The organism is Algibacter sp. Ld11 (assembly GCF_045066735.1).
Lineage (GTDB): Bacteria > Bacteroidota > Bacteroidia > Flavobacteriales > Flavobacteriaceae > Algibacter.
The window spans coordinates 85,040-111,430 of record NZ_JBISHH010000013.1; the positions used below are offsets into that span (position 1 = coordinate 85,040).

General features: G+C 33.0%; 23 protein-coding genes. 10 read left to right on the plus strand and 13 right to left on the minus strand.

The features are described 5' to 3' along the window. The first annotated feature begins 50 nt into the window (after window positions 1–50). The 3 genes from ACJJV4_RS06870 to yidC all read left to right on the plus strand — a co-directional run bounded on the left by ACJJV4_RS06870 (window position 51) and on the right by yidC (window position 6,784). Entirely contained in the window at window positions 51–2,963 is a 2,913-nt protein-coding gene (locus ACJJV4_RS06870) for an FAD-binding and (Fe-S)-binding domain-containing protein (protein WP_405292777.1), read from the plus strand. A 205-nt stretch (window positions 2,964–3,168) separates the two neighbouring features. Then, entirely contained in the window at window positions 3,169–4,812 is a 1,644-nt protein-coding gene (locus tag ACJJV4_RS06875) for a CTP synthase (RefSeq protein WP_405292779.1), read from the plus strand. A gap of 82 nt (window positions 4,813–4,894) precedes the next feature. Further along, a complete protein-coding gene (gene yidC / locus ACJJV4_RS06880; protein WP_405292781.1) occupies window positions 4,895–6,784 on the plus strand; it encodes a membrane protein insertase YidC in 1,890 nt (629 codons plus the stop codon). 323 nt (window positions 6,785–7,107) lie between these two features. Here yidC and ACJJV4_RS06885 read toward each other — a convergent pair whose 3' ends face one another. From ACJJV4_RS06885 to ACJJV4_RS06930, 10 genes are all read right to left on the minus strand, one after another. Beyond that, entirely contained in the window at window positions 7,108–7,947 is an 840-nt protein-coding gene (locus ACJJV4_RS06885) for a T9SS type A sorting domain-containing protein (RefSeq protein ID WP_405292783.1), read from the minus strand. 29 nt (window positions 7,948–7,976) lie between these two features. Continuing rightward, entirely contained in the window at window positions 7,977–8,504 is a 528-nt protein-coding gene (locus ACJJV4_RS06890) for a phage tail protein (RefSeq protein ID WP_405292785.1), read from the minus strand. Window positions 8,505–8,702: 198 nt separating this feature from the next. After that, the gene (locus ACJJV4_RS06895; RefSeq protein WP_405292787.1) at window positions 8,703–10,955 is read right to left on the minus strand and encodes a TonB-dependent receptor; all 2,253 of its coding nucleotides are present in this window, start codon (window positions 10,953–10,955) and stop codon (window positions 8,703–8,705) included. A 96-nt stretch (window positions 10,956–11,051) separates the two neighbouring features. Continuing rightward, window positions 11,052–11,384 (minus strand): hypothetical protein, encoded by a 333-nt coding sequence (locus tag ACJJV4_RS06900; protein WP_405292789.1) that lies wholly within the window; start codon window positions 11,382–11,384, stop codon window positions 11,052–11,054. Then, complete coding sequence (locus ACJJV4_RS06905; protein ID WP_405292791.1) at window positions 11,385–11,879, minus strand: DUF6787 family protein; 495 nt, start codon at window positions 11,877–11,879, stop codon at window positions 11,385–11,387. It abuts the gene before it with no gap. A 37-nt stretch (window positions 11,880–11,916) separates the two neighbouring features. Then, window positions 11,917–12,360, minus strand: a complete 444-nt coding sequence (locus tag ACJJV4_RS06910; RefSeq protein WP_405292793.1) for a DUF6146 family protein — start codon at window positions 12,358–12,360, stop codon at window positions 11,917–11,919. Between the two features lie 212 nt (window positions 12,361–12,572). Further along, window positions 12,573–13,211 (minus strand): DUF937 domain-containing protein, encoded by a 639-nt coding sequence (locus ACJJV4_RS06915; protein ID WP_405292795.1) that lies wholly within the window; start codon window positions 13,209–13,211, stop codon window positions 12,573–12,575. A 196-nt stretch (window positions 13,212–13,407) separates the two neighbouring features. Beyond that, window positions 13,408–14,358, minus strand: a complete 951-nt coding sequence (locus ACJJV4_RS06920) for a D-2-hydroxyacid dehydrogenase (RefSeq protein WP_405292797.1) — start codon at window positions 14,356–14,358, stop codon at window positions 13,408–13,410. Between the two features lie 141 nt (window positions 14,359–14,499). Then, window positions 14,500–15,564 carry a 3-phosphoserine/phosphohydroxythreonine transaminase gene (gene serC, locus ACJJV4_RS06925; RefSeq protein WP_405292799.1) on the minus strand — a complete coding sequence of 355 codons (1,065 nt, stop codon included), beginning with the start codon at window positions 15,562–15,564 and terminating at the stop codon, window positions 14,500–14,502. Window positions 15,565–15,727: 163 nt separating this feature from the next. Beyond that, window positions 15,728–16,786, minus strand: coding sequence for an acyl-CoA reductase (locus ACJJV4_RS06930; protein WP_405292801.1), 1,059 nt, complete (start codon window positions 16,784–16,786; stop codon window positions 15,728–15,730). Window positions 16,787–16,883: 97 nt separating this feature from the next. Here ACJJV4_RS06930 and ACJJV4_RS06935 point away from each other — a divergent pair, with 97 nt between their 5' ends. Further along, window positions 16,884–17,237: a 4Fe-4S dicluster domain-containing protein gene (locus ACJJV4_RS06935; protein WP_405292803.1), complete on the plus strand. Its 354-nt coding sequence runs from the start codon at window positions 16,884–16,886 to the stop codon at window positions 17,235–17,237. A gap of 83 nt (window positions 17,238–17,320) precedes the next feature. On the opposite strand, the gene ACJJV4_RS06940 is transcribed toward ACJJV4_RS06935, so the two are convergent. Together ACJJV4_RS06940 and ACJJV4_RS06945 are read right to left on the minus strand one after the other, a co-directional pair. Continuing rightward, window positions 17,321–17,863 (minus strand): hypothetical protein, encoded by a 543-nt coding sequence (locus ACJJV4_RS06940; protein WP_405292805.1) that lies wholly within the window; start codon window positions 17,861–17,863, stop codon window positions 17,321–17,323. Window positions 17,864–17,901: 38 nt separating this feature from the next. Further along, complete coding sequence (locus ACJJV4_RS06945) at window positions 17,902–18,486, minus strand: vWA domain-containing protein (protein ID WP_405292807.1); 585 nt, start codon at window positions 18,484–18,486, stop codon at window positions 17,902–17,904. A 360-nt stretch (window positions 18,487–18,846) separates the two neighbouring features. Between ACJJV4_RS06945 and ACJJV4_RS06950 the strand changes: the two genes are divergently transcribed. The 5 genes from ACJJV4_RS06950 (at window position 18,847) to ACJJV4_RS06970 (ending at window position 22,200) form a co-directional block, all read left to right on the plus strand. Continuing rightward, window positions 18,847–19,596 (plus strand): hypothetical protein, encoded by a 750-nt coding sequence (locus tag ACJJV4_RS06950; RefSeq protein WP_405292809.1) that lies wholly within the window; start codon window positions 18,847–18,849, stop codon window positions 19,594–19,596. Beyond that, window positions 19,586–20,431, plus strand: a complete 846-nt coding sequence (locus ACJJV4_RS06955) for a transglutaminase family protein (RefSeq protein ID WP_405292811.1) — start codon at window positions 19,586–19,588, stop codon at window positions 20,429–20,431. Before ACJJV4_RS06950 ends, ACJJV4_RS06955 begins: the two co-directional genes overlap by 11 nt. A gap of 156 nt (window positions 20,432–20,587) precedes the next feature. Further along, on the plus strand, window positions 20,588–21,088 hold the full coding sequence (locus ACJJV4_RS06960; RefSeq protein WP_405292814.1) for a hypothetical protein: 501 nt from the start codon (window positions 20,588–20,590) through the stop codon (window positions 21,086–21,088). A gap of 82 nt (window positions 21,089–21,170) precedes the next feature. Then, entirely contained in the window at window positions 21,171–21,776 is a 606-nt protein-coding gene (locus ACJJV4_RS06965; RefSeq protein WP_405292816.1) for a thiamine diphosphokinase, read from the plus strand. Between the two features lie 25 nt (window positions 21,777–21,801). Next, on the plus strand, window positions 21,802–22,200 hold the full coding sequence (locus ACJJV4_RS06970) for an ACT domain-containing protein (RefSeq protein ID WP_405292818.1): 399 nt from the start codon (window positions 21,802–21,804) through the stop codon (window positions 22,198–22,200). A 77-nt stretch (window positions 22,201–22,277) separates the two neighbouring features. Here ACJJV4_RS06970 and ACJJV4_RS06975 read toward each other — a convergent pair whose 3' ends face one another. After that, the gene (locus tag ACJJV4_RS06975) at window positions 22,278–24,968 is read right to left on the minus strand and encodes a TonB-dependent receptor (RefSeq protein WP_405292820.1); all 2,691 of its coding nucleotides are present in this window, start codon (window positions 24,966–24,968) and stop codon (window positions 22,278–22,280) included. A 237-nt stretch (window positions 24,969–25,205) separates the two neighbouring features. On the opposite strand from ACJJV4_RS06975, the gene ychF reads away from it, so the two are divergent. Further along, the gene (ychF, locus tag ACJJV4_RS06980; RefSeq protein ID WP_405292822.1) at window positions 25,206–26,300 is read left to right on the plus strand and encodes a redox-regulated ATPase YchF; all 1,095 of its coding nucleotides are present in this window, start codon (window positions 25,206–25,208) and stop codon (window positions 26,298–26,300) included. Window positions 26,301–26,391: the final 91 nt, after the last annotated feature.

Sequence of the window (26,391 nt, forward strand, 5' to 3'; positions counted from 1 at the left end):
TTTTTTCTATAAGCCACGCTGTCGTTATTTAATCTTTTTTTATAAAATAAATGTCTTTAGCAAGTTTAAAACTGGAGTTATCTGGAGAATTATTATTCGATAATTTGTCAAAATCTATTTACGCTACCGATGCTTCTGTATATAGAATGTTGCCTATGGCGGTGGCATATCCTAAAAATAAGGATGATATTAAAAAGCTTATTAGATTCGCTAAATTTAATAATACTACATTAATTCCGCGCACGGCGGGAACATCGCTTGCCGGTCAATGTGTAGGTACTGGTATTGTAGTTGATGTTTCAAAACATTTCACCAAAATTTTAGATTTCGATGCAAAAGCGCAAACTGTAAAAGTGCAACCGGGTGTTGTGCGCGATGCGCTTAATAATTTCTTAGAACCTCATGGTTTGTTTTTTGGACCTAATACATCAACTTCAAACCGATGTATGATTGGTGGTATGGTTGGTAACAATTCATCTGGAACAACATCAATTCAATATGGTGTTACTAGAGATAAAGTGTTACAATTAGAAACTATTTTAAGCGATGGCAGTGAAGCTGTTTTCGGCGAATTAACCAAAGATATTTTTATTCAGAAAACAACAAAAAACTCTTTAGAGGGAAAGATTTATAAATCGATTTACGAAGAATTAAAGCAGGATACAGTAAAAAATCGAATTATTGAAAACTTCCCTAAACCAGAAATTCATAGACGAAACACAGGTTATGCTATTGATGAGTTAATAAAATCGGATGTTTTTTCGGAAACTCCTGAGAAATTCAATATGTGTAAACTGCTTTCTGGTAGTGAAGGTACATTGGCTTTTTCAACTGAAATTACTTTAAAATTAGATAAACTTCCGCCGAGCGAAGCCATTATGGTTGCGGCACATTTTGATAGTATAGAAAACTGTTTAAGTGCTGTAGAATTAACTATGAAACATAATTTGTTCAATTGCGAAATGATGGATAAAACCATTTTAGATTGTACAAAACAAAATAAAACCCAAGAAGAAAACAGAGCATTTATAGAAGGCGATCCCAAAGCTATTCTAATGTGCGAGGTAAGAGGTAATTCTGTTGCCGAAGTAGAAGCTCTAGGTTTAGCTTTAGTTGAAGCCATAAAAACATCAGGACTTAGTTATGCTTATCCCGTGATGTTTGGAGATGATATTCAAAAAGCAAATAATTTACGTAGTGCAGGGTTAGGCTTGTTGGGAAACATGATTGGCGACAAAAAATCGGCCGCGTGTATTGAAGATACGGCCGTTGCATTACCAGATTTAGCAAGTTATATAGCTGAGTTTACAGCTTTAATGAAGGGCTATAACCAAGATGCTATATATTATGCGCATGCCGGAGCTGGTGAATTGCATTTGCGTCCAATTTTAAATTTAAAGAAAGCGGAAGATGTTGTTTTATTTAGAAAAATAACAACAGATGTGGCTCATTTAGTTAAAAAATACAAAGGTTCCATGAGTGGCGAGCATGGAGATGGTATAGTACGTGCAGAATTTATTCCATTAATGATTGGTGACAAAAATTATCAATTAATAAAACGTATAAAATTGGTTTTCGATCCAAATAATGTTTTTAACAAAGGTAAAATTATAGATGCTTTTCCTATGGATAAAGCGTTGCGTTACGAGGTAGATCGTAAAGAACCTGAGATAAAAACAATGCTCGATTTTTCCAAGTCTCAGGGCATTTTAAGAGAAACTGAAAAATGTAATGGATCTGGAGATTGTCGAAAATTACCGGAATTTGGAGGAACCATGTGCCCGAGTTATCGTGCAACACGAAATGAAAAAGACACAACTAGAGCCCGTGCTAATGCGTTAAGAGAGTTTTTAACAAATTCTGATAAAGAAAATAAATTTGATCATGAAGAGTTGAAATCTGTTTTCGATTTATGTTTGAGTTGTAAAGCTTGCGCTTCGGAATGCCCGAGTAGTGTTGATGTAGCAAGTTTAAAAGCAGAGTTTCAATATCAATATCAAAAAGAACATGGTGTACCGTTAAGAACAAAACTTTTTGCTTACAATAATCAATTGAATAAATTAGGAAGTATAACGCCCAGTGTAACCAATTTTATATTTTCAAATAAGTTTACATCTTCAATATTAAAAAATGTATTTGGTGTTGCACCCGAACGCTCATTGCCATTAATTTCAAAACGAAATTTAGAACAAGAATATAAAATTCATTCTAAAATTAGAGCTTCTAAAAGCTATATCAAAACGGTTTATTTATTTAATGATGAGTTTACAAATTATTTAGACACAGAAATAGGAATAGACGCTCTAGAGCTCTTAGAAGCTTTGAATTATAAGGTTGAAATGGTTAGTAATGAGGAGTCTGGACGAACATTTTTATCGAAAGGTCTACTCGAACAAGCAAAAAAATCGGCAAATAAAAATATAGAAGTATTTAAAAATATAATTACCGAAGATACACCGCTAATAGGTATTGAGCCGTCGGCTATTTTAACCTTTAAAGATGAATATTTAAAGTTAGCAGATGATAAAATTTCAGCAGCGTCCATTGCAAAAAACACCTTTTTAATTGAAGAATTCATTCAAAAGGAAGTATTATTAGGGAACATCAAACAAGAGCAATTTACTTCGGAAGCTAAAACCATTAAATTTCATGGGCATTGCCATCAAAAATCACAGAGTAATCAGTTATCTTGTTTTGCTGTTCTCAATTTACCTGAAAATTACAAAGTAACTATTATTCCGAGTGGTTGTTGTGGTATGGCTGGTAGTTTTGGTTACGAGAAAGAGCATTATAATGTAAGCATGCAAATAGGTGAGCAAACATTATTTCCTGCAATTAATAAAGCAGCTGTAGGTACTGTTATTTCTGCCAATGGCACAAGTTGTCGTCATCAAATTAAAGATGGTACAAATCGTGTTGCCAAGCATCCTATTACTATTTTAAAAGAAGCTTTATTAGCTTAAATTACAGATTTAAAATTATTTCGAAGTACTGTAAGTTGTTTGTTTCTTAACAAGAATTTCTTTTTTTTGTTAGTTCTTTTGGTAATAAATGTAAGGTTACAATTTTTTCAAATTCATTATTAATCAATCACTTTCAAATTAGCCTAAAACAATTCCTAAATAACTATTTAAATTTTGTAAATTTGCCTGCGTTTATAAGCGCAACATGACAACTACAGCAAAATACATTTTCGTAACCGGTGGGGTTACATCATCCCTAGGAAAAGGGATTATTGCGGCATCGCTCGCAAAACTTCTACAAGCACAAGGCTATAGAGTAACAATTCAAAAACTAGATCCTTATATCAATGTCGATCCAGGAACTTTAAACCCTTATGAACATGGTGAATGCTATGTTACCGAGGATGGAGCCGAAACCGATTTAGATTTAGGACATTACGAACGTTTTTTAAACGTGCCAACAAGTCAGGCTAATAATGTAACTACTGGCCGTATTTACCAAAGTGTTATTGAAAAAGAACGTCGTGGTGAATTTCTAGGAAAAACAGTTCAGGTAGTTCCGCATATTACCGACGAAATTAAAGAACGTATACAAATACTTGGTAAATCTGGCGATTATGATATTGTAATTACAGAAATAGGCGGTACTGTTGGAGATATTGAATCTTTACCGTACATAGAAGCTGTGCGTCAATTACGCTGGGATTTAGGTGAAGATAATGGTATTGTTATTCATTTAACGTTAGTGCCATTTTTATCTGCAGCAGGTGAGCTGAAAACGAAACCAACCCAACACAGTGTAAAAACACTAATGGAAAGTGGTGTACAAGCCGATATTTTAGTTTGTAGAACAGAGCACCAATTGCCAACAGAATTACGTCGTAAACTGGCTTTATTTTGTAATGTAAAGCAAGAAGCTGTTATTCAATCTATAGATGCATCTACTATTTACGATGTACCTAATTTAATGTTAGAAGAAGGGCTAGATAAGGTTGTTCTTAAAAAGTTAAACTTAGAAAGTATCGTTCCAGATATTTCTAATTGGAATAAATTTGTACATCGTCATAAAAACCCTAAGTATGAAATTACTATTGGTTTAATTGGTAAATATGTAGAGTTACAAGATTCTTATAAGTCTATATTAGAAGCTTTTATTCACGCTGGAGCGGAAAATGAAGTAAAGGTTAATATTGAATCTGTACACTCAGAATATATAAATGAAGATAATGCTAAACTAAAACTAGGTCATTTAGATGGTGTTTTAGTTGCTCCTGGATTTGGTGAGCGTGGTATTGAAGGTAAAATTGATGCTGTAAAATATGTACGTGAAAACAATGTGCCGTTTTTCGGAATTTGTTTAGGGATGCAAATGGCAGTTATTGAGTATGCTAGAAACGTGCTTAAATTAGAAGATGCTGATTCTACAGAAATGAGTCCTGACTGTAAAAATCCGGTTATCAGTTTAATGGAAGAACAAAAAAATATTACCGATATGGGAGGTACTATGCGTTTAGGAGCTTGGGATTGCGATTTAAAAATAGGTTCTACCATTCGTGATATTTATAAATCTGAAAGCATAAGCGAGCGTCATAGACATCGTTATGAGTTTAATAGTGATTATAAAGAACAAATTGAAGCAGCTGGAATGAAAGCAACAGGATTAAACCCAAATACAGGTTTAGTTGAAATAGTTGAAATTCCTTCGCATCCTTGGTTTATTGGTGTTCAGTACCATCCAGAATATAAAAGTACAGTTGCCAATCCACATCCTTTATTTGTAGCTTTTGTAAAAGCAGGATTAAACTTTAGTAAAAAGCGTAAAAGTGCCAAGATGGCACAAAACGAATAGTGGATAGTTTTTTGATTTAAGAAAAATAATAGATATAAGGCCTGATAGATGTTTTAATTTGTCAGGTCTAAAATTTGAATACATGGAAGAAAAGAAATTAGACGTTAATTCGATTATTGGTTTTGTACTTATTTTCGGGATATTAGCGTACATGCTTTGGCAGAATAAACCAACGCCAGAAGAGCTTGAAGCACAAGAAAAAGCAAAGCAAGAACAAATTGCTGCCGAAAATAGTGCCAAGCAAGATGATACTAAAGTGATTACGGCAAACGATTTTAAAGTTGCTGGTGTTTCAGATTCATTACAATTAATTGGTCTTAAAAGTAAATTTGGTGCTTTTGCTTACGCTGCATCAATAGCATCGGATAAAGAAACTCTTGTTGAAAGTGATGTCTTTGCTTTAAAATTTAGCAATAAGGGTGGTTACCTTTCAGAGGTGCAACTTAAAAAGTTTGTTAATTACGATTCACTTCCAATATACTTAATAAAGGATCGTAATTCAGATTTCAATATTAATTTTGGAACTACAGATAGCAGAACATTAAATACGAAAGATCTATACTTTACACCAACTGTAACTAAAAGTGGAGAGAATACAGTAGTTTCAATGAAACTTAAAGTATCAGAATCTAAATTTTTAGAATACCGTTACGAGTTAAAACCTAACGATTACATGATCGATTTTACCGTGCGTTCTCAAGGTTTAAACGATGTTATTAATAGCTCGCAAGTTCTTAATTTAGATTGGGATTTAAAAGGATACAGACATGCCAAAAGTATTTCTTATGAAAACAGATATACAGATATTCATTACGAGTATGAAGATGGTAAAGCCAATTATACAGGCGCTCGTGATGCTGATGAAGAGTTGGAAGATGTAACCTGGATAGGGTATAAGCAACATTTCTTCTCTTCTGTATTATTAACAGATACAGCTTTTAAAACGGCACAAATTAAATCGGAAAACTTAGTTGATGATGAAGTTGTAGATACCGTTTATACCAAATATTTTGATTCTAAAATGCCTTTAGCACTGCAAGCGGGCGAACTTAATCAATCTATGGATTTATATTTTGGTCCTAACGATTTTGATGTTGTTAATGCTTATGATCGTAATTTAGATGAATTAGTACCATTTGGCTGGGGGCTGTTCGGTTGGATTAACCGTTATATTTTTACTCCGTTATTTGGGTTTTTAATAGGCTTTTTACCATATGGTATTGCTATTATAGCTATGACGGTTTTAATTAAATTATTATTATCTTTTGTGCAATACAAGCAGTTTTTATCTCAAGCGAAAATGAAAATTCTGAAACCAGAATTAGATGCTATTCGCGAAAAACATAAAGACAATAAAATGAAAGCGCAACAAGAAACTATGGCGTTGCAAACCAAAGCGGGTGCAAGCCCAATGGCGGGTTGTTTGCCTGCTTTAGTGCAGCTTCCTGTGTTTTATGCTTTATTTCAGTTTTTTCCTTCTGCGTTCGATTTAAGACAAAAATCTTTCCTTTGGGCAGACGATTTATCATCTTATGATGTTATTGCCGATTTACCATTTAACATTCCGTTTTACGGAAATCACGTGAGTTTATTTCCTTTGTTAGCATCTATTGCTATTTTCTTTTACATGCAGTTAACAACAGGTCAACAAGCGGCATCGCAACCACAACAAGAAGGTATGCCAGATATGGCAAAAATGATGAAATACATGATGTATTTCTCCCCAATAATGATGTTGTTTTTCTTTAATAATTATGCGTCTGGATTAAGTTTATATTACTTTATCTCGAACTTAATTAGTATTGGAATTATATTGGTGATCAAGAACTTTATTTTAGACGAAGATAAAATTCATGCTCAAATTCAGGAGAAGAAAAAACAGCCTAAGAAACAAAACAAATTTCAGAAAAAAATGGCTGAAATGATGGAGCAAGCGGAACAACAAAAGCAAGCCCAGAATAAAAAGAAATAAGTAATAATTTATAATTTATAAAAAAAGCTGTCGGAATTGCTCTGGCAGCTTTTTTTGTATAATATGGTTCTTGATTCGACAAACAATGTGTCCGAGATGTTGTTATGCATTATAAATACATGAAATTTATAATTAATTAGTAGTCGCTTAGTTCTGATTTTGAATGCGTAAAGCAGGTTTTTAGTTATTCAAATCTAATTTTAGGTTCAATATCTATATCGGTGACTAATATTTTAAAATTTTCAACTTAAAGAATAATATGAAGCATAAAAAAAGCGCCTCTTTGTTTAAAAAGAAACGCTTTTTATCTATAAAATGTGTGATTAGTTAATTATTAGCTTTTTAGTAACAGTTGCTTTTTTCGACATAACAGATACTAAGTAAATTCCTGATGTTAACTTAGATCTTAAATCTAAAGAAGTATAAGTTGTTGCTTCGTTTAAAAGAAATGTTTCAATTAATCTCCCACTAATATCCGAAATTATAACCGATTCTATTTCATTTGTGCCATTTGCGATATTAATGATGCCTTGCGATGGATTTGGGTATAAACTCAGTTCTTTATCTAAATCGACATCATTTCCTATGCTAAGTGTTTCAAGAATATCGATATCAATGTTATGAAATCCCATATTTGTAAAATCGTTATTATTTGATGCCAATATCTTAATTTGCGTTATACCCATGGCGTTGGTTGGGTTGGTAATGTTTAATGCTCCAGAGCCCGAATAAAGACTAATTGGAGATATTATGTCGTCGTCTTGATTTGCTAGCCCAGCACTTGCAGGGTTTATAGCATCATAATCAATGCCATTAAGTTTAAAAGTGCTTGGCTCTCCGTTTTTTGTAATACTCAACAAAAATGGTGTTACATTAGAATTTGATGTACCCAAATAGAAGACTAAGTCGCTACTACCGGAAGCCACAGGGTCGGTTCGCTCTAATTCATTAATATGGAAAATAGATAAAACATAAGTGTCACCTCCAGCAATGATAGTTTCAGTAAGTGGTGGATTGCTATTTCCTAGAACATCGGCATCTACGGCATTATCGATGGTGAAAACTATATTTTGTGCCGTGCTTATGTAACTTAATAGTATAAGAGCACAGGTTAAAATAGTATATGGCGCTTGGGTTGCTTTTAATTTGTAATTTTGTTTCATAGTTTTTAATGTTAGGTTATAATTATTTATTAATCTCTTGCGGGATACATACCATTCATAGCAATTATAAAATTCATTCCTAGAAAAGGTTGCATATTGTTGTGTGAATGGCCTTCTCCAGCATCACCAACCGCAATACCATCTGGTGCCATTTCAATGTTTTTACCAGTAGAGTAAGCTCCGCCATGTGAATTATATGCATTATTTGGTTCTGGAGATGCAACCACACCTCTAGGTAAAGGATTAACCGCTTGAATGATAGCACTGTGCTTGTGTGTTGGCATTTGTGATACGTTTAACGTAACTTGTGCTTCTCCTCCTTTTTCTCCTTGAGTTATGTTCTGTAAACCATCTCCTCTTCCAAAATGTACAGGCACCCGCCCCTGTAAATCGGGTAAGGCAAATGTTTTTCTACCATCTCCACCGTAGGTAGTGCCTAAAATTGAGTATAGCGCTGTGTACTGATTAATGTCTAATAATTGTCCGTTACATAAGGCCCATCCACGTGGTGCAAAATTTCCGGCAAACATCATAATTTGTCCTAAGAATTGTTCCATAAGTTTTAAAATTTAATGGTTAGTTAATATTTTACAAATTACAAATTGTAAACTTAACTGTGTAAGGGGATTTTTACTTGAATTTAAAATCAGGTATAACTACTTGTTTTTTAGATGTATAAAATTAAAAAAGCAGGCATAAAAAAAGCCTGCAAGATTATTGTTAATCTTGCAGGCTTTTAAATAATTAGGTTTTACTTAAATTTTATAAGTAAAACCTAAATTAATGTTTCGACCTATATTATATATGTTATCAGGCTTTAATCTCGATAAATGATTTATATAAGCTTTGTTTGTTAAGTTGTTGCCAGAAACAATAACCTGTAATTCCTTGTTTAAAACTTTAAAACTACCTCCAAAACCAGCACTTAATAAACTATATCCATCAGTTTGTGTTTCAAATTCTCCATTATTGTTTTGGTCAAAGGCTGTTAATAGTTTTATAAAGGCATAACCATCTTGAAACCAGTTTTTCTCAAATTCTATTCTAACCATATTGGTTAATGTATTTGCTGGTATTAATGGTAAATAAGTATCGTCATCTAATTTACCCGTTACCATTTCAAAACTAGATTCAAAGTGCAACCAATCTATAGGGTGTGGATGTAGGTGGAAGCCAAATTCGCCACCATATAAGTAAGCATCGTCTTGTAGATAAAGAAAAACAGGATCATCATTCACAAAATTTCCATCGGGAGATAAGAAAATGTAGTTGTTTATATTGTTATAAAAACCATTAGCAAAAAGCTCTAAATGTTCATTTTGAAATTCTAAAGATAAATCAACTTGAAAATTTTGTTCACTTTTTAAACTCTCATTTCCTATTTCGTATCGATTGGTGCCTTCGTGGCTTCCTTCCGAGGTTAATTCTGACAGGTTAGGAGCTCTAAATCCTGTAGCAAAGTTTACACGTGTTGTTAAGTTATTAGCAATATCTGTTTTAACACCAAGGGCACCATTAAAGCTCTCGAAATTTTTATTTAAACCATTTAAAACATCTATATTTCTCGTGTCAAAGCGTGCGCCAATTTGTACATCTGCTTTATCGAAATGGATATGAGAAGTACCTAATATACCAAAATCGTTAGTTGTTGCATCTGGAATTAGTTGTTCTTCACCATAATTGGAATTAGTTTGGTGCATACCTTGAACACCAACGATAGTCTCAAATTTTCCAATCTGTGGTAGGCTGTATTTTACATCATAGTTTGCTGTTTTAAGTTTCATGTGTAATGCAGCTTCTAGAATTTCGTCATCATGGTCCTCATCGTGATCGTCGTCTTCATGTTCTTCATGCGCCTCATCGTCGTGTTCTTCATCTTCATGATCGTGTTCTTCTTCAAATTCTTTTCTATCGTTATAGATATATCCTAAGTTAATATCTAATCTTGAATCATTAAAAAACACAGTAGATTTCGAGCTTAATATATGGTTTGTAATATCTTGATAGGGTAGTAGTGGGGTTTTATTAGTAGTTTGTGCCCCTATTTCTTCAGGAATGCCTAATTTAGAATGATTTACATTATATCTAAATTCAGTTTTAAATTTGGAAATTTGATAACCAATTCCAGCTTTAAAATCTTGTTCTCTAAATCTTGTGTTTGTAACGCGGTAATCTTCTGTATTATAATCTGCATGTTCGGCTAAGCTTCCTCTAAATAAAAATTTCCAATTATTCTCAGATGTTTTAAAGCCTAAATTGGTATTAAAACCTTGCGTGTTACTAAAATAGTTAGCTCCAAAATCACCAAACGAGGTACCCTCTTGGGCAAAACGTTCTGGATTTAAGTATAAAACACCACCAAGCGCATCACTACCATAGAGTAGTGAAGCGGGACCTTTTATAACTTCTACGCTTTCAATTCCGGCATCGTTTACGCCAAGACCATGTTCATCTCCAAATTGCTGGTTTTCTAATCGGACACCTTGTGCATACACCAAAACACGATTGGAGCTCAAGCCTCTAATTACTGGTTTACCAATACTTACACCTGTTGTTACACTTTCTACTCCTGCAATATTGGTAATACCATCTGCAAGCGTTATGGCGCCTTTTGTTTTTAAATCTTTGATAGATTGTTGTTCAACCTTCATCACATTATCCCGTTGTAATTTATGGAAAGGCGTTGATATAATGATACTCTGCATTTCTATGGCAGATGGGGCTAATTTTATTTCAATATCGCTCGTGGATGGTATAGTCAATTTTAGAGACTGTGTTTCATAACCAATCATAGAAAATAGAATATTGTAGCTTCCCGAAGGTAAATTGTCTATGGAGAAATGCCCGTCGTTATCTGTAGTCGAACCTTTTTCTAAATCTGGAAAATAGATATTTACGAAGGCTAATTTATCATTGTTTGAAGCGTCTAAGATGACACCGTTTATTGTATTTTGAGCATATATACTCGAGATTGCTAAAAATAGCAACGCGCTTAAAAATATTCGCATAATGAGAGAGTTTGTGCTTTCTTGTTAAAATGAATTAAAAGAAAACGTATTAATTTAATGAATAATGTTACCGAAGAAAATCGGTGTAAGATATAATTAAATTAATACTGGTGGGCCGCGTAAAGAGGCCTGTAAGCATTGAAATTCACTAATAAAACTGTATTGAGAAACAAGTTCTATTGGTGTTTCTTTTTCAATAAAGAATGTAAAAGTATAATCTGAAAAAGAGAAGTTGTTATTGATTTGAAACTTATGAAAGTCACAATCTAAATCGATTTGATGAATATGCACGCTACCTTCACTAACACATACTTTGTGATGGTGATGCACAAAAACGTGGACTATTTTAACTCCCGCTGGAAGAAATAGCATAAGTGCTAACAAAGCTGTTAGTGATTTAAAAATGATATGTTTTTTTATAGCGTTCAATTAATCTACAAAACGTTTTAAACCAATTCTGCGAAGCATTTTCTTTTCGAAATTCCAGAAAAACGCATATTGCCCAAAAATCCATCCAATTAAAACAAGAAGGACTTGGTAAAAAATAAAGCCAATAACAATGTATAATACCCAGTAAGCAAATACAGGTAAATTATCTCTGTTTATACCCATAAGCTTAATTAAAGGACGGCTTACAAATACCGAGGAAGACCCCGTAGAAGCAAAAACTAAGAAAATACTTATTAATTCCCATCGGTAATTGACTTCCCATTTTTTTTCTAATTTCTCGAAAATTTTAAGAATAAATTTTAGAAGAACAAAGAATATTACGGCTACTAAACCTATTAAAATAGCAAGACGTTCTTTATTCACGAATAAACCTGCTAGTTTAAAAGCTGAATAACCTAAGGCTACTAAGCCTATTAAGGGAAAGATGAGTTGCCAGTTTTTAGTTATTTGCCAGTTATCTTTAAATTTTTGCACATGATAAGTTTAGAAATACAAAAATAAGTAAAGCGATTTAAATACGAGGGTTGTAAGGACCTAATCTTTGTTTATATGTTCTCTGGAAGTAAATAAAATAATTGTACAGCTTATAGTTTACCTCGTACCCGTAATCTATATGGCTTTGATAATCAATCTGTAACTCGTATAAATTGGAGTTAAATCGAGATGGCTGATTGACGCGTTGGTTCCACTCAATAACGTATTGATAATTTCTTGTTTCTAAATATTGTTGCGAATAAAAGCCTTCTGGTCGGGCTTGGCTTACTAACCAATAATTAAAACCAGGTTCTATGATGATAATTTCGTATTCCAAATCGTTATTTGAAATAGTGACCGTATCACTTAGTTTCTGGTTGGCTACTTGTTCGTTTTTTGCTTCGTTTGGAACAGCTGTTCTTCCGGTATTACAACTAGCAAAAAAAGCACAAACTAATAAAAGGTATATAAAGTTTTTCATAATAAATATTGTTTAGTCAAATTTAGGCTTCATTATTCTGTTTAAAAAAGATGAATGAGTAAACCGTGTTTTTGACTGAGCGAACGGCTTTAAGTTCATTTTAAATTTACAAAAACCATTCCTTAATACAGATAAACTAAATAGATTTAACAAAAAAAAGAGTCAAGTTTTAAAACTTGACTCTTTTTTATATATGTATATAATTCAGAAATTTATTTACCAAAAAGACCTCCTAGAAGACCTCCAATACCACCAGACGATTTACCAGAAGCACCAAGTACCATTCCAGCTACATCATCCACAACGCTGCCGTCACCATCTGCATCTAAAATAGACTCTAAGAAACTTTGTTCTTTATCTGCAGAGCTACCACCAAGTAAACCACCTAATAAGTTACCAATTCCATTAGAATCACTAACGTTTTGTTGCTTTGCTTGGTTACCTAAAACTCCCATTAAAATAGGAGCAGCAACTTTTAATATATTAGCAACAGAACCAGCATCTAAACCAGATTTCTGACCAATAACTTGTTCTACACCACTTTGTTTAGCACCTAAAACGTGACCTAATATTTTTTCACCATCGTTTTTAACAGAATCATCAACACCACCACTAAATAATCCACCAAGATTATCTAAAATATTTCCGTCTTGTTTGCTTTGAATAGCTCCCATAAGTCCTGCTGCACCCTCTGGAGTTGCTGCATTACGTTGCATAGCTTTCATTAAAACGGGTAAAGCCATTGTTAATACGCTACCTGTTTTGTCTGCGTCGTTTCCGGTAGAACCAGCTACACCGCTAATGATTGATTTTCCTAAGTCACTGCTTAATAAGTCTAAAATTCCTGACATTTGTTTTGTTTTTTAATAATACCTATTTAGAAGAAAAAGGTATTTAGGGTTTATAAATTGGATTTCAAGGTACAAAAAAAGTCCTTACTTCTAATATTAGGACACATAATTTATAGATGGGTCACATTTAAAAAAAAGAAACCCTCAAAGCATAAAGCAATGAGGGTTTTTTATAATTTGAAATTATTACTAATTCTTATCCAAGAATAGAAATAATTTGAGTTGCTAATTCTGTACCAATTCTATCTTGCGCTTGGTTAGTTGCTGCACCAATATGTGGTGTAAGCGATAACGCAGAATTCATTAGTAACTGCATTTCTGGTTTAGGTTCTTTCTCAAAAACATCTAATGCAGCTCCCGCTACTTTTCCACTTTCAATAGCTTTAACAAGTGCTACTTCGTTAACTACACCACCACGTGCTGCGTTAGCAATAATAACACCATCTTTCATGATTTTAAATTCTGCCTCATCGATAACGTAATCATCTTGAGCAGGTACGTGAAGGGTAATAAAGTCAGATTGTTTTAAAACGTCGTCCTTAGAAATTGTTTTAATATCAAAGTTTACTTTTTGACCATCAAAGAAATCTAATTCTAAGTTAGCATTTTCTAAAAATGGATCGAAAGCAACTACTTTCATACCAGCTCCCAAAGCCACTTTAGCAGTAGCTTGACCAATACGTCCAAAACCTAAAACACCTAAAGTTTTTCCTTTAAGTTCTGTTCCTTTGGCATATGCTTTCTTTAAACCTTTAAAGTTGCTATCACCTTCTAAAGGCATATCACGGTTTGAGTTATGTAAAAAACGAGCTAAACCGTAGAAGTGACCAAATACTAATTCTGCTACTGAGTGAGAAGAAGCTGCTGGTGTATTAATTACAGAAAGTCCTTTTTCGCGAGCATATTCTACATCAATGTTATCCATACCAACACCACCACGACCAATAATTTTTAGTCCAGGGCAAGCATCGATTAAGTCTTTACGTACGGTAGTTGCACTACGCACTAATAAAACAGCGATATCTTTTTCGTTGATATAGTTTATTAATTGTTCTTGAGCTACAGTTGTTGTAATAACCTCGTAACCTGCTTTTTCTAAGGCATCAATTCCACTTTGAGAAACGCCATCGTTTGCTAATACTTTCATTTACTAGTTGTTTTTGTCATTCTCATCAAAGAGAGAATGTTTTTGTTTTAAAAATTTAAAAGTTGAGTAGTTTAAATTTTTATTAATTTATATTTATTTTAGTTGAGTAAACTTAATTTACTTTAACCTTTGCTAAGCGGTTTAAGCTTTAGCTTCCAATTCGCTCATAACTTCTACAAGAGCTTTTACACTATCTAATGGTAAAGCGTTGTACATAGAAGCACGGTAACCACCAACACTACGGTGTCCGTTTACTGCACTAATTCCTGCTTCTTTCAACATTGTTTCAAACGTTTCTTTTAAGTTATCGTTTGTTAGGTTAAAGGTTGCATTCATCATAGAACGATCTTCCTTAGCTGCGAAACCTTTAAATAATGGATTCAAATCAATTTCAGAATACATTAAACGCGATTTCTTTTCGTTCTCTTTTTCAATACCAGCAATTCCGCCTAATCCTTTTAACCATTCTAGAGTTAACATAGAAGTATAAACAGCAAAAACAGGAGGTGTATTAAACATACTACCGGCTTTTATATGTAATTTATAATCCATGATAGAAGGGATATCGCGAGATACTTTTCCAAGAATATCTTCTTTAATAACAACTAAAGTTGTTCCTGCGGGACCCATATTTTTTTGTGCTCCAGCATATAAAAGATCGAATTGAGAATAATCTATATTTCGAGAAAAAATATCACTACTCATATCGCAAACCATAGGAACAGATGTTTTTGGAAACTGTTTTATTTGCGTTCCAAAAATAGTGTTGTTTGATGTGCAATGAAAATAGTCGTAATCCGAAGGAATATCAAATCCTTTTGGAATGTAGTTGTAGTTGGCATCGGCAGAAGACGCTACTTCGTAAATATCGTCTAATTTTTTGGCCTCTTTAATTGCCTTTGCACTCCATGCCCCAGTATTTAAATAACCAGCTCTTTTTTCTAAAAGATTCATGGCTACCATTAAAAACTGAGTACTTGCGCCTCCTTGTAAAAATAATGCTTTATAACCTTTACCTTCTAAACCTAATAATTCTAAAGCTAAAGCTCTAGCATTTTCCATAATATCAACAAACTCCTTACTTCTATGTGATATTTCGATTAAAGATAAACCCGTATTGTTGTAATCAACTATAGCCTCGGCAGCTTTTAACAATACACTTTGAGGTAAAATACTTGGTCCTGCACTAAAGTTATGTTTTTTCATTTGTAAAGTTATATGGTTTTTTTATGATTTTAAATATCATCCAAATTATACATTTTGTTATACTTTAAAAATGTGGATGTTCCATTTAAATTTTCAAAAAATGTAAGATACAAAGTTGCTAATTAATTGCTGAATTGGTGTTAAAAATTCGATAATTTTTTCGTCAAATCGCTAACAAAAATTCAACAGAATCGACACTATCCGCATAATCCCAAAGTTCTGGTTTTTGTGTGGCACCAAATGCGATTTCGTTTTTTGCAAAACCTTTTGCTACTATGCATTGTATTTTGCTCGAATCGGCCTCTATTTTCTCTTTTAAAGCATCTGTAGAATCGTAATACTCATAAAAAAGGGTTGCAATAGGAGATGCGTAGCTTTCGTCTTCTTTAATCATGAAGAAACCATTTTCCAGCATATCGAATTCGCTCATTAAGTATACAGCTTTGTTATAATCGTAATTGTTTGCGTATTTCGCTTTGTTAACAATATCGTGCCAATGGTAAATACCTTGAAAAAAGCCATCAAATTTATAACCTTTTGGTACATATAGTTTGGATACATTTCTACATCCAAGACCGTAATATCTAAAAATATCTTCCGATAAGTTTTTAAAATCTGCTTCAGTTTCTTGTCCTGTTAAAATAGCAACAGAGTTTCTGTTATTTCTAATTATGGAAGGTTTTCCTTTAAAATAATATTCAAAATAACGAGCAGTATTGTCACTTCCCGTGGCAATAACAGCATCAAAATTAGTAAGTTTTTCTTCTGTAAAAGTGATTGTTCCTTTAAACTGCGGCTCTACAAATTCTAAATATTTTGACAAATAGGGTAGTAGGTGCTTGTCATTACTCGATTGTTTTACAACAACGTTGTGGCCAGAAATTAATACCGAAAGAAAATCGTGAAAACCTACTAAAGGAATATTTCCAGCCATAATAATAGCTACATTTTTAGGGTTTACGCTATTAAATTTATAGGCTTTAATCCATGTGTTTAGTTTCTCTATGGTTAAACTTTCTGTCCAACCTTGCAACGCGAAAGCTATGTTTTCTTTAGTAAACCAACCGTTGTGCTCTTCGGCTAGTTTTAGTTGATGCTTAAAGCCATCGAAGAACACATCATTATGTTCAATATTATCTTTCTTTTGTATCACTTCGTTAGAAAATTGACTTAAAAATTCTCCTAATTTTACAAAAGCGTTAATTCTTTCTTGTAAATTCATTCTTAATTTGGTTATGAATAGTTTTGGCTTTATTTTTGCAACTGCAAATTTAAGGAAACTGTAATAGAGTTCTTAAATTTTAAAAATAAAAATTACTATGGCAATTATAATAACAGACGAGTGTATAAATTGTGGGGCTTGTGAACCTGAGTGCCCAAATACAGCAATATATGAAGGTGCCGATGATTGGCGCTATAAAGATGGTACAAGTTTAGATGGTACTGTTGTTTTAACAAACGGACATGAAGTAGACGCTGATGAGGCGCAAGAACCAATTAGCGACGAGCTTTACTATATTGTACCAGATAAATGTACAGAATGTAAAGGTTTTCACGATGAGCCACAGTGTGCTGCAGTTTGCCCTGTAGATTGTTGTGTGCCAGATGAAGATGTTGTAGAAACAGAAGAAGAGCTTTTGGCTAAGCAAAAATTTATGCATCCAGAAGGATAAACTTTAATAGGTTTTTAATTATAAAATGAATCCCAAGTGTTTAGCTTGGGATTTTTTTTGTTTAAATGATAAATAAGTTATTTTTAAGTTTTAGCTTGTTTCTCCATGATTTTAAAAACTTCCTTACTAAATGATGTGGTGTCTTTTTGATTGTTTTTCTGAGATTTTATGTAAGCATTCTTCTTTTTAATTAATTCTTTAAGTTTTTTATCGTTGCTGTCTCTTTTAATAATTAAATCCTTAATGAAGTTTTCTTTTTCAGTGGTGCTTTTTCCCTTTAGTTCTTCGGGTAGTCTTTCATCTTCAACTGTGTCTAGTTTTAATTTTCCTACTTTATAATCTTTTATAATTTCTTGTGATCCAAAAGCAGATTTTTTACCAACTTTACTGTTTTTGTATTCTGCGCGAGAACTGTTTGCGGTTACAGAACCTTTCTCATAAACTTCCATAGATTTGGCTTTCTTTTTATAATTTTTTTCACGCTCTTCATTGGTTCCGTAATAAATTCTAGAAGCATCAATATCTTTTGATATGTTATTAATTTCAGAATCGTAAGGCGTGGCTATAGAATAATCTTTTGCATTCTGGTCTAGTTTAAGAAATTCTCCATTAGTACATTCTGCCATTTTTTTAAAGTGGTAAATGGTTTCTTCACAGCCGTTACCTAATTTAATAGTGTTATTATAATTCCTTTTTCAGCAGCTTTTTTACAGCTTTCAGAATATAAAATATCGTCTTTATAATCCATGTGCGGCGGACAATCTCCAACGATGAAAATAGTTTTATAAGTTCTTGGGTTTGTAGACCACAACATACTGGTTATGGATTCATTTAGTGCTTGATTAACACTTTCTGGTGTGTCACCGCCACCGCTAGCTGTAATTTTTAATAAATCGGAATATGCTTCGTCTAGGTCTGCTGTTATTGCAATTTGTTTTGTTATAAAATTATCGCCCCTATCTCTGTAAAATACCATTCCCATTTTTAAAGTATCAATATCATTACTTTGTGCTAGCTCTGAAACAATATCCCAAATTTTTTCCTTTGCAGTACCTATAAGTCCACTCATACTTCCCGTAGCGTCAAGACAGAATACAATTTCAGCATTTCTAGTAGTATTAGTAGTAGTAGCCTTATTAATTGCGGCGACTAATATTGGTTTTTCGTTTTCGATCAATTCTTTTTTATTAATATTCTTGCAGTTTAATATTGAGATGAATGAGACTAGGAAGAAAAATAATTTATGCATAATATCTATATTTTAGCTTAAAAGTAGTTTGTTATTTTGAGTTCGAAAATGAATAATGAGTATAGTATATGTTTAAATGCGTAAACAGTGCCTTTCAATGAGTTTAACGTATTGGTAAATTAAAAAACGACGTGATTGGGTTAAAAACAAACTGAATTGTTATAAAAATTAATGCATTTAAGTTAAAATTAAGTTTCTGTTGTATATACTTTTGATTTAAGCTTATCTTAAAACATTATTCTAAACTAAAAAATATAGAGTAGCAATTCAATTTTTTAGAAACTAGAAGGTTTTAATATCGAGTTAAGGTGAATTATGTATTATAAAAATCACTTTAAATAATTTAAATTTTAGAAAATAATGACGTATTGTTTAGGTATTAAAACAAAGCAAGGCTTGGTCGCTATTGCCGATACTAGAATAACTTCTGGCACCAATAAATCGACGAAAAAGAAAGTATATGTAGAACAGAGAAATAAACATTCTTTGTTTATAATGACCAGCGGATTACGTTCTGTTAGAGATAAAGCCGTAATATACTTTCAAGAACTTTTTAATGAAGGTATAACCGAGCATAATAAAATGTATAAAGCTGTAAATGCTTTTGGAGAACAAGTTAAACGCGTCGCAAAAGAAGATCAAGAAGCACTTAGAAAAGCTGGTTTAAAATTTAACCTAAATACTATTATTGGTGGGCAACTTATTGATGACGATGAACATAAATTATTCCTTATTTATTCTGAGGGTAATTGGGTAGAATTAAATGATGACTCTCCTTTTGTTATTATTGGAAATTCAGGACATGGTAAAACGCTATTAAATAGGGTTTTGAAGAGTGATTCATCAATGGAGTATGCCTTAAAAGCGGGATTTCTTTCTTTTGATGCCACACGGTTAAGTGCTAATGATGTTGGATTTCCGATAGACGTTGTGCTTTATGAAAAGAATTCGTTTAAAATGAATGAAAATAGATATACTCAAAAAGATATGAAAGACATATCGGAACAATGGGATACAAATTTAAAATCGGTACTGGAAGCACTGCCCGATAGTTGGATTAAAGAGCCTTTTAATAATGTAATTAATAAAACCATTTCAAATGAAATTTAACGTAAACAGTTCATTATCTTATATTGTAAATAGTCCAACAACGTTTATTTTTAATATTCATGCTCTAAACACTCCCAGTCAAACGGTTTTAGAAGAGAATTTAATTATTGATCCCCATATAGATCATGAGGTCTTTACATCTCACGATGGAAACTCTAAGTTTATGAGGCTAAAAATATATAAACCTTGTAATTTTTCCGTGTCATACTCTGCACTTGTAGATATGAACTATAAAATTATAGATGAAAGTAACTCAAAAAAATTAGTATCTGTTGTAGAAATCGATAGTTATATAGCCTCTTTTTTATACCCAAGTCGGTATTGCCAATCTGATAAATTAATGAAATTTTCTTATAATAAATTTGGGCATTATGCGTCAGTATATGATAAGGTTTTGGCTATAACGGACTGGATTTACAGTAATATTGAGTACACTAGTGGTAGTACAGATTCTCAGACCTCTGCTATAGATACCATTACTGAACGTGTTGGTGTTTGTCGAGATTTTGCTCATTTAGGTATTGCACTGTGCAGAGCATTATCAATTCCTGCAAGATATTATACGGGTTATGCGTACCAATTAAATCCACCCGATTTTCACGCTTGTTTTGAAGCTTATATCGATGGAGATTGGATTATATTCGATTCTACAAAATTAGCAGCCTTAAACGGACTCGTAAAAATAGCAAATGGTAGAGATGCAGCAGATTCTGCGGTTGCTAGTATTTTCGGAAATGCGGTAGGGACTTCGGTAACTGTAGATTGTCAAGTCGTGGATAATTCTTTTCAACCTTTTGCTTACAGTGGTAATCAAAAAGGTATTTCTTTTCAATAAAAGAAAGCGTATTAAAAATAATTAAATTCCTAAGTTTGCGCTTAGGTTTTTTTTATGTGATATTTAGTTATAACGTCTAAAATTTATTTAGGCGCTTTTTTATTTCGATTAAACCTTTACACAATAGTTTAGTCAAACCCCAAAAAAAATATAGTTATGACCAAGAAATGGATGCGTATAATACATCGTTATTTAGGATTTTTTTTAATTGGAGTAATGATTGTGTACTCATTGAGCGGTATTGTTTTAATTTTTAGAAATACCGACTTTTTAAAAAGTGAAACCATTGTAGAAAAAACAATAAAACCAAACTTAAAAGGAGAAGCGCTAGGGCGTGCTTTAAAAATAAAAAGGTTTAGAGCAGAAAAAACAGAAGGCGATTTAGTTTTGTTTAAAAATGGTGAATACAACAAAACTACCGGTTTAGCTAAATATACTAATAAGGAGTTGCCTTATGTACTCGATAGAATGACACATTTACATAAAGCCACATCTGCAGAACCATTATTTTGGTTAAACGTGTTTTCTGGTGTATCGCTTTTCTTTTTTGCAATTTCATCGTTTTGGATGTTTATGCCTAAAACTAAAATCTTTAAAAAAGGTATGTATTTTACCGCTTTTGGAGTGGTTTTAACTATAATAATGCTGTTTATATAAAGATTTTCTTAGGAATCCAATGGCTTAGGTACAGAATTATTAAATAGAAATTTATTTCTATAACTTTCCTATTTTTGTTTATATGAATACAGAAAAAGTATGTTTGTTTTTAAATGGCGAACAACCAAAGTCTATTCCCGACTTAAAACGCTATAAAATAGTCTGCGCTACAGATGGTGCGTACCAATTTTTAAAAACAAAACAAATTGTTCCGCATTTTATTAGTGGCGATTTTGATTCTATTGAAAATATTCCGGAAAGTATTGAAGTGATTCATACACCAAATCAAGATTTTACAGATTTTGATAAAGTTTTACAGATTCTTTATGATAAAGGCTTTAAAACGGTTCATGTTTATGGAGCAAGCGGGAAGGAGCAAGACCATTTTTTGGGAAATCTACATACTGCACTACAATGGAAAACAAAGCTCGATTTAACATTTTTCGATAATCATGGCTATTATTTTTTAGCTGATAAAATGATAAAAATTGAAAATTGTATGGATAAAACGGTATCATTAATTCCGTTACCCGAAGCAACAGGTATTACTACTGTAGGCTTGCAATATGCTTTAGATAATGAAACTTTGGCTTTTGGTGAAAGAATAGGAACACGAAATAAGGCTGTGAAAAATACTATTTCTGTTACTTTTGAAACAGGAAGTTTATTTTTGTTTATAAACGATTAATATTTTTAAATTGAATATTAAATAAATGGATGCACAGAAGAATTTATCGGAATTAATTAAAAACATGACACCAAAGCTTAATGATGGTGTTTACGTTTTTGTTACCCTTCAAGATTATAATTTGGTAGATAGAACAGATACTATCGCCGAGTTTAAAGAAGCAGAGGGATTAACGATCATTATTGAAAAAGATAAAGCAGACCGCTTGAATTTAAAGTATAATTATGAAGCAAGTTGGATTACGCTGCAAGTACATTCATCATTAGAAGCTGTTGGGCTTACGGCAGTATTTTCTTCAGAATTAGCAAAATACAATATCAGTTGTAATGTTATTGCGGGCTATTACCATGACCACATTTTTGTTGACAAAAAAGATGCTAAAACAGCTGTAGATGCTCTAATAAACTTATCAAAAGCACATTAATAAACAGATAATAATCTAGGTATAAAAAAAGCCGAGCAATTTTGCTCGGCTTTTTACTTTAATATATTTAGAACGTTTTATAGCTTAAAGTTTAATCTAGCAAAAGCATAAGTTCCATCCGATCCCATTTGAACAGAATCAGCTAAACCACCTTGATCCGTCCAACCATCAAACTGCGGAGTCGGGTAGGTGTTAAATAAATTGTTTGCACCAATGCTTAATTTTAGTTTTTCAGAAATTTGGTAACCTAAGCTTAAATCTACAATTAAAGCAGCCTCATAAACATCGGTGGCTACAGGGAAAAGAGCATCTGCTTCAGCTTGCGTTGTTGGAGGAGAATCTACCCATTGAAAATCTTGAAGGGTTACTTCACTAAACTGTGTTAAAGCTACGGTAGCATTGAATTTTTTGTTGGTATATCCAAGATTTAAACCAAATTTATAATCTGGAGCAGCCGCTTTTAAATAAGCCTGAGAAAATGGCCCGAAAAACGTAAATTCATTTAAATCACCGTTGTGAATTTCTTTTATCTTTAAATCATTTAAGTTACCAATTAAATCTACTTGAATTTTACCCTCGTCACCTATACTAGTTCCGTAACCTAAAACAATGTCTAAACCATTAGTTCTGGTATCTACACCATTAGCGAAAAATTGTGCAGCATCTACATTTAAAGGTCCTAAAACGGTTTGGTCTGTAAAATTATCTGTTAAAATAATACGATCGTCAACCGAAATAGAGTATGCATCAATAGTTGCTGTAAAACCACCTTTCTTATAAGTAAACCCAATACTTGCGTTAAAAGCTTTTTCTTCATTTAATTGCCCAATGCCAAAAGCTTTGGTTACTGTACTATTATTAGCTGAAAGTAAAGATGGTACTGAAGTTCCTGCAACAATATTGGTAAACTTTAGGTTGTAATACAATTGCGCTAAAGATGGTGCTCTAAAACCTGTAGAAATAGAACCTCTTAAAGTAAAATTATCAGTTACTTTTAATCTACTCGCTAATTTTCCGTTAAATGTACTTCCGAAGTCACTGTACTGTTCAAAACGTAAAGCACCAGCAAACATTAGTTGTTCAGATACATTAAGTTCTGTATCAAAATAAATACCATAATTAGTTCTACTTCGGTCTACTTCATTATCAGGGCTATAACCAGGGAAACCTTGCGAACTTCCCGATAAAACATCGTCGTTAGAATCTGTTGCAACGGTTTGTAAAGCTGGGTTTGTAATGATTACACCATTTTCATCATAAAGCCCATAAGATGCTTCTTCACCTGCAAAAATCCCAAAATTTTCAGTTCTATATTCAAAACCAAAAGCTAAACTTAGGCCAGAAGCTACATCATCTAAATATTTATTGAAATCTAAACCTGTGGTGTTTTGAGATAAGTAATGTCCACCGGCATCAAAATCGGTAGGCGATAAATCTTGCATAGAAGCATTGTTACTGTCCTTTATATAATAGTGAAAAAAGTTTCTTCCGAAGGTGTTATTAAAATCTACATTCCAACCATTTTCCATTTCATGTCTTACACCAACCGAAACAGAAACATCTGTTATATTAGAAGTAATTCTAGGCGTAAATCCGTTAGGGTATAAGCTAGGTACCGATCTGTTATCTCCATTTTCAAAACTATCTCTAGAAAAGGCATAAGCATCGGTATCTCTATAATTTCTACCACCAAAAGCATAAATTTCGGTGTTATCGTTAATTGGTAAAGCCGAGTTTATCATGAAATTAAAACCATCAACACCAGCGCTTCCGTAACCTTGTCTCCAAGAAAATCCTGGTCTTAGCGTATTTTGTCTAGATAAAAATTCTGTTGTAAAATTCATATAACCACCGGCATCATTTAAAGACACACCATAATTAGCATCAATTTTAACAGTTTCACCATCCCAACTTTTACTTTTACCATCTAAACGATTTTTACCTTCAACATTACTTAAGGTTTCGCCCGTTGCGTCTTCCCAACCTTCACCAATTGCTGTGCTGTATGCACCGTAAGTGATTCCGCCGGTAAAACCATCGGTATTATCTTTTAATACAATATTTATCACACCAGCAATCGCATCCGATCCGTATTGTGCCGAAGCTCCATCTCTTAAAACTTCAATACGTTTAATGGCATTTGCAGGAATGGCATTTAAATCCGTTCCAGAATTTCCACGTCCACGTGTTCCAAAAATATTGACTAAACTCGATTGGTGTCTTCGTTTTCCGTTAATTAAAACTAAAGTTTGATCTGGACCTAAACCACGTAAAGATGCAGGAACAATGTGGTCGGCACCATCAGAACCCGATTGTTTACTAGCATTGAAAGAAGGCGCTGCATATTGTAAAATTTCGTTTACTTCAACTTTTCCGGTGTTAGAAGCAATATCTGCAACATTAATAACATCTACCGGCACAGCTGTATCTATGGCTGTTCGTTTTGGACTACGAGAGCCTACGAGCATCACTTCGTCTAGGCTTACACCATCGTCTAGTGTTACCTTAATATTTGTGCGATTGTTTATTTCAATTTCTTTAGAATCGTAACCAACATAGCTAAAAACCAATGTTGCGTTGCCATTTGCTGCAATACTGAAATTACCATCAAAATCGGAAATAGCTCCATTTGTCGTGCCTTTTTCCACAACGTTTACTCCAGCAATTGGAATTCCCGATGCATCGGAAATATTACCTTTGACGACTTGTTGTGCATACGAAAACATAAAGCTCCCTAAGCATAGGATTAACGTGTAAAGTTTTTTCATAATTTAATTAATTTTGTTTTTGAGTTATTTAAAGCTAAGATATGTTAAAAATATATTAAAAACATTTCATTTGAGCTTAAAAATATAGCGAATAGTCTGTTAAATACTGTTTTTGTTAAATTATGTGTAATCCGATGTCATGAAAAATAAATATAGAAATACTATCAATATACCCTATATTTGCACTCGAAAAATATAGGTTCCCAGCTTTATGGGAATAATAAAATACATAGTTCAATGAAAGCAGGCATCGTAGGATTACCAAACGTAGGGAAATCGACTTTATTTAATTGTTTATCTAATGCAAAAGCGCAAAGTGCAAACTTTCCGTTTTGTACAATCGAACCTAATATTGGTGTGGTAAATGTACCAGATCCGCGTTTAGAGAAGTTAGAAGAATTGGTAAACCCTGAGCGTGTACAACCGGCAACTGTAGAAATTGTGGATATTGCAGGTTTAGTAAAAGGGGCTAGTAAAGGAGAAGGTTTAGGAAATCAGTTTTTGGCTAATATCCGCGAAACAGATGCTATTCTTCATGTTTTGCGTTGTTTTGATAACGATAATATTATACATGTTGATGGTAATGTAAATCCTATTCGCGATAAGGAAACTATCGATATGGAGCTTCAACTTAAAGATTTAGAGACGGTTGATAAAAAACTTGATAAAGTAAAGCGTGCTGCTAAAACAGGGAATAAAGACGCTCAAAAAGAAGAAGCTGTTTTATTGAAAATTAAGGCCGCTTTAGAAGCAGGAGTTTCTGTTCGTGCTTTAGAGTTTTCAGATGAAGATAATGCCGATTTTGTAAAACCATCTCAATTTATTACAGATAAGCCTGTAATGTATGTTTGTAATGTAGATGAAGGAGCGGCAGTTTCTGGAAATGCTTATGTAGAGTTGGTACGTGAGGCAGTAAAAGATGAAAATGCAGAAGTTTTGGTTTTAGCTGTTGGTACAGAGGCTGATATTAATGAGTTAGATGATTACGAAGAGCGCCAAATGTTTTTAGCGGATATTGGTTTAGAAGAAGCTGGAGCGGCTAAATTAATACGTTCGGCTTATAAGTTACTAAACCAACAAACATATTTTACAGCAGGTGTAAAGGAAGTTCGTGCTTGGACGGTTGATATAGGTGCTACGGCTCCACAAGCAGCAGGTGTTATTCATACCGATTTTGAAAAAGGATTTATTCGTGCTGAAGTTATAGGTTATGAGGATTTTGCAAGTTACGGTAGTGAAGCAAAAGTAAAAGAAGCAGGTAAAATGCGTGTTGAAGGTAAGAATTACATTGTTAAAGATGGCGATGTTATGCATTTCTTATTCAACGTATAGAACATATTAAAGTACATCTTAAAACGTCATTCCTAAATACAGGAATGACGTTTTTTTTTGCGAAATTTTCACGGCTTTAGTCGGAGTTTAA

What these genes read in the sequence shown, in the direction of transcription:
- ACJJV4_RS06870 (WP_405292777.1), top strand. Translation starts at nt 51, where the DNA reads ATGTCTTTAGCAAGTTTAAAACTGGAGTTATCTGGAGAATTATTATTC.
- ACJJV4_RS06875 (WP_405292779.1), top strand. Translation starts at nt 3,169, where the DNA reads ATGACAACTACAGCAAAATACATTTTCGTAACCGGTGGGGTTACATCA.
- yidC (WP_405292781.1), top strand. Translation starts at nt 4,895, where the DNA reads ATGGAAGAAAAGAAATTAGACGTTAATTCGATTATTGGTTTTGTACTT.
- ACJJV4_RS06885 (WP_405292783.1), bottom strand. Translation starts at nt 7,947, where the DNA reads ATGAAACAAAATTACAAATTAAAAGCAACCCAAGCGCCATATACTATT.
- ACJJV4_RS06890 (WP_405292785.1), bottom strand. Translation starts at nt 8,504, where the DNA reads ATGGAACAATTCTTAGGACAAATTATGATGTTTGCCGGAAATTTTGCA.
- ACJJV4_RS06895 (WP_405292787.1), bottom strand. Translation starts at nt 10,955, where the DNA reads ATGCGAATATTTTTAAGCGCGTTGCTATTTTTAGCAATCTCGAGTATA.
- ACJJV4_RS06910 (WP_405292793.1), bottom strand. Translation starts at nt 12,360, where the DNA reads ATGAAAAACTTTATATACCTTTTATTAGTTTGTGCTTTTTTTGCTAGT.
- ACJJV4_RS06915 (WP_405292795.1), bottom strand. Translation starts at nt 13,211, where the DNA reads ATGTCAGGAATTTTAGACTTATTAAGCAGTGACTTAGGAAAATCAATC.
- ACJJV4_RS06920 (WP_405292797.1), bottom strand. Translation starts at nt 14,358, where the DNA reads ATGAAAGTATTAGCAAACGATGGCGTTTCTCAAAGTGGAATTGATGCC.
- serC (WP_405292799.1), bottom strand. Translation starts at nt 15,564, where the DNA reads ATGAAAAAACATAACTTTAGTGCAGGACCAAGTATTTTACCTCAAAGT.
- ACJJV4_RS06930 (WP_405292801.1), bottom strand. Translation starts at nt 16,786, where the DNA reads ATGAATTTACAAGAAAGAATTAACGCTTTTGTAAAATTAGGAGAATTT.
- ACJJV4_RS06935 (WP_405292803.1), top strand. Translation starts at nt 16,884, where the DNA reads ATGGCAATTATAATAACAGACGAGTGTATAAATTGTGGGGCTTGTGAA.
- ACJJV4_RS06940 (WP_405292805.1), bottom strand. Translation starts at nt 17,863, where the DNA reads ATGGCAGAATGTACTAATGGAGAATTTCTTAAACTAGACCAGAATGCA.
- ACJJV4_RS06945 (WP_405292807.1), bottom strand. Translation starts at nt 18,486, where the DNA reads ATGCATAAATTATTTTTCTTCCTAGTCTCATTCATCTCAATATTAAAC.
- ACJJV4_RS06950 (WP_405292809.1), top strand. Translation starts at nt 18,847, where the DNA reads ATGACGTATTGTTTAGGTATTAAAACAAAGCAAGGCTTGGTCGCTATT.
- ACJJV4_RS06955 (WP_405292811.1), top strand. Translation starts at nt 19,586, where the DNA reads ATGAAATTTAACGTAAACAGTTCATTATCTTATATTGTAAATAGTCCA.
- ACJJV4_RS06960 (WP_405292814.1), top strand. Translation starts at nt 20,588, where the DNA reads ATGACCAAGAAATGGATGCGTATAATACATCGTTATTTAGGATTTTTT.
- ACJJV4_RS06965 (WP_405292816.1), top strand. Translation starts at nt 21,171, where the DNA reads ATGAATACAGAAAAAGTATGTTTGTTTTTAAATGGCGAACAACCAAAG.
- ACJJV4_RS06970 (WP_405292818.1), top strand. Translation starts at nt 21,802, where the DNA reads ATGGATGCACAGAAGAATTTATCGGAATTAATTAAAAACATGACACCA.
- ACJJV4_RS06975 (WP_405292820.1), bottom strand. Translation starts at nt 24,968, where the DNA reads ATGAAAAAACTTTACACGTTAATCCTATGCTTAGGGAGCTTTATGTTT.
- ychF (WP_405292822.1), top strand. Translation starts at nt 25,206, where the DNA reads ATGAAAGCAGGCATCGTAGGATTACCAAACGTAGGGAAATCGACTTTA.